Raw genomic sequence first — 2,278 nt, 5'->3', positions numbered from 1 at the left:
GTTTATAAGAGCATGAAGATCTTGGTACGCTTGGAGGTTTTTAAGACGTAAGGGAGATCGTTGGATGGGTATGTCGAATTTTTCGTCCACATAAGGAAGATCCAAGTTCCCGCTCGCTGCCACATGCACGTCCCACCCTTGTTCCTTAAACCATTTCAAATAAGGAAGATGGAAAAGTTTAAAATGATAATCAACCGTCGCACAAAATAAAATTTTTTCTTCCATCCATATTCCCCCTTCTTAACTAGTAATGGATATGGCCTCATCCGACCGAATTAACCCTTTATTATTAGCTAGACTTAAAAGCTGCTCTCTTAAGAATTCTTTATCCCACGCATCATAATTATTGATAATTTCCTGAATGTCCTCGATATACATTTCTGAGGTTTTTCCTAAATATATCTTTGGATAGACTTGATTTTCGTGAATTTCTTCATCTTTCAGTAGCTCTTCATACAATTTTTCCCCTGGTCTAATCCCGCTGAATTCGACCTTTATATCTTCTAAGGAGTAACCAGAAAGCTTGATCAAGTTTCTTGCTAGATCAACAATTTTCACAGGCTCGCCCATGTCTAGAACAAAAATCTCTCCGCCTTGCGTAAGTGCACCAGCTTGAATGACAAGGCTCGATGCTTCAGGAATCGTCATAAAGAACCGAACCATTTCAGGATGAGTGACTTTCACTGGACCCCCACTGGCAATTTGTTTTGTGAAAATCGGAATGACACTGCCTCGACTTCCTAGCACATTCCCAAATCGAACCGCTACAAATTTTGTTCCACCTGTTCCGTTCATACTTTGGATGATCATTTCTGAAAGTCGCTTGGTCGCTCCCATCACGCTAGTAGGATTGACGGCTTTATCTGATGAAATCATGACAAATGTTCCTGTATCGCTCAACCTTGCAGCTTTGGCCACATTATACGTCCCGATCATATTGTTTTTTACCGCTTCTTCCGGGTTTCGTTCCATCAGCGGGACATGCTTATGAGCAGCTGCGTGATAAACGACATCTGGTGAATAATAGTTGAAGATTTTCTCCATTTTATGTTCATCCTGAATATCTGCAATCTCTGTAGAAATATCAATCTCATCCGCTATAAATTTTTCTCTCAGCTCCATCTCTATCGCATGGATACTGTTTTCTCCGTGCCCAAGTAAGATCAATTTTTTCGGACCGAACCTGGCAATTTGTCTGCAAATCTCTGATCCTATTGATCCACCAGCACCTGTTACTAGCACGACTTGGCTCTTCACGTAGTCAGATATTTTTTCAATATCTAAGTTAACTGGGTCTCTTCCTAATAAATCCTCAACTTTTACATCTCTGAATTGGGTTACGGAAACCTTTCCAGTAACGATATCTTCAAGCATTGGCAGGATCTTTGTTTTGGCATTTGTTTTCGCACACTCTTGAAAAATCTGTTGGATGCCATCTTTATTTAGTGATGGGATGGCAATGATGATATTTTCGATGTCTAATTGATCGACATGCTTCTCAATTTCTCCAACACCACCAACAACAGGGACTCCTAAAATATCAAGATGCTGTTTTACCGGACTATCATCAATGAAAGCTACTGGACACAAATCTGTATCTTCGCTTTTCTGTAATTGTCTAACAACCATGATCCCTGCAGATCCTGCTCCAATAATGAGTGTTCTTTTCTTCGTATTGTTATGAATGAGATAGTTGTCTCGATAAATCCTCCACAAGAAACGCGATCCGCCAATAACAAGCAGATGAACCATCCACAATACAGCTAGTGTTTTTAAATAGATCGTTTGAAAAGCAATAAGTTGAATTAGTGATGTGAAAATAAGGGAATACGTAACCGTTTTTAAAATGATAATGAGTTCTCCAATGCTTGCATACTCCCAGGCTTTCTTATAGAGGTTCAAGCGAAAAGAAAAAAATAGGTGACTGGATAAAATAGCTATTGTACTAATGACGAGTGGAATTAAACTATAAAAATTTGAATTGACTAGCAGCCGACTGAATAATAGAGCTGTTAAGATAATACATGAATCAATAAATATAAATAAGGACAACCTCTGTCGGTAGGTCATACCTTCTCCCCTTTCCTATCCAATAGTTCTTGTTGAAATAGATTTATGTAGGATTTCCAAACTTTTATGAAGAGGGCTTTTCGAGAACCCTATTCATAAAAATTTAAAAATAATGGGCATTCAACCCGCCCTCACGCCACACCACCGACGACTCGCGTCTAAGGTTCGCTTACACAACCCACAGTATGGCCGAGTGCCTCCATAGATA

General features: G+C 39.4%; 1 protein-coding gene and 1 pseudogene. Both read right to left on the bottom strand.

What is annotated here, in order from left to right; translation table 11 throughout:
- Positions 1-225: pseudogene (locus tag LD39_RS16620) on the bottom strand (glycosyltransferase family 1 protein); the annotation flags it as partial.
- Between the two features lie 15 nt (positions 226-240).
- Positions 241-2,070 carry a nucleoside-diphosphate sugar epimerase/dehydratase gene (locus LD39_RS16615; RefSeq protein WP_035550075.1) on the bottom strand — a complete coding sequence of 610 codons (1,830 nt, stop codon included), beginning with the start codon at positions 2,068-2,070 and terminating at the stop codon, positions 241-243.
- Positions 2,071-2,278 lie beyond the last annotated feature (208 nt).

Source organism: Halobacillus sp. BBL2006 (assembly GCF_000786645.1).
Lineage (GTDB): Bacteria > Bacillota > Bacilli > Bacillales > Halobacillaceae > Halobacillus.
The sequence above is the reverse complement of the archived record's forward strand: the minus strand, read 5'-3'. Positions and strand labels throughout refer to the sequence as shown.

Excerpts from the sequence above, each read along its gene's own strand:
- LD39_RS16615 (WP_035550075.1), bottom strand. The coding sequence starts at position 2,070 with ATGACCTACCGACAGAGGTTGTCCTTATTTATATTTATTGATTCATGT.